Source organism: Suttonella ornithocola (genome assembly GCF_001889065.1).
In the GTDB taxonomy this organism is placed as follows: Bacteria; Pseudomonadota; Gammaproteobacteria; order Cardiobacteriales; family Cardiobacteriaceae; genus Suttonella_A; species Suttonella_A ornithocola.
On the sequence record NZ_LWHB01000279.1, the window covers coordinates 1 to 653 of the forward strand.

1 protein-coding gene and 1 pseudogene are annotated in these 653 nt (G+C 37.8%); both read left to right on the forward strand.

Going from position 1 to position 653, the window contains the following annotated elements:
* Positions 1–120 precede the first annotated feature (120 nt).
* On the forward strand, positions 121–243 hold the full coding sequence (locus A5N85_RS13735; protein ID WP_084601820.1) for a transposase: 123 nt from the start codon (positions 121–123) through the stop codon (positions 241–243).
* 82 nt (positions 244–325) lie between these two features.
* Positions 326–653, forward strand: a pseudogene (locus tag A5N85_RS13740) (IS630 family transposase); the annotation flags it as partial.

Consider the following 653-nt stretch of genomic DNA (forward strand, 5'->3'; position numbering starts at 1 on the left):
GATTGGATTATAAGTGATTTGACTATATATGATGGTTCTATTAACAGCGATATTTTCTCTCATTGGGTGAGAGAAGCACTGTTACCTGAGTTACCTAAAACAGTGTAATTGTCATGGACAATGCCGCTTTTCATAAACGCAGTGATAGTTCAAGCAATCATTGAAGAGCATGGGCATGAGATAGTTTGGTTACCCCCTTATAGTCCAGACTTAAATCCATTGAAAGATGTGGGCTTGGATTAAGCAAATACGCAAAGAATGGCGGATGGATTGTATTGATACTTTATGCTTTTATCTGCTTTGGATTGGGTTGGGTTTTAGATGATTGCACTATACAATTGAAATCCGACAAAAAGCAATGGCGTACTGGGACAAATGCAAAGACATTGACCAAGTAATACAAGCCTATGGCATATCATGCTCAGCACTATACAGCTGGAAAAAACTCCAAAGAGATACAGGTGAACTTAGCGCCCAATCTCAAGGCACAAAACCAAGAAAAATAGACCGTGAACAACTTAAAACCTATGTAGAACAACACAATGATGCCTATTTATTTGAAATAGCAGAACACTTTGCCTGTACACCACAAGGTATATTTTATGCACTAAAATCAATCGGTATGACACTTAAAAAAAGACCACGACCAACAA

Excerpts from the sequence above, each read along its gene's own strand:
- A5N85_RS13735 (WP_084601820.1), top strand. The coding sequence starts at position 121 with ATGCCGCTTTTCATAAACGCAGTGATAGTTCAAGCAATCATTGAAGAG.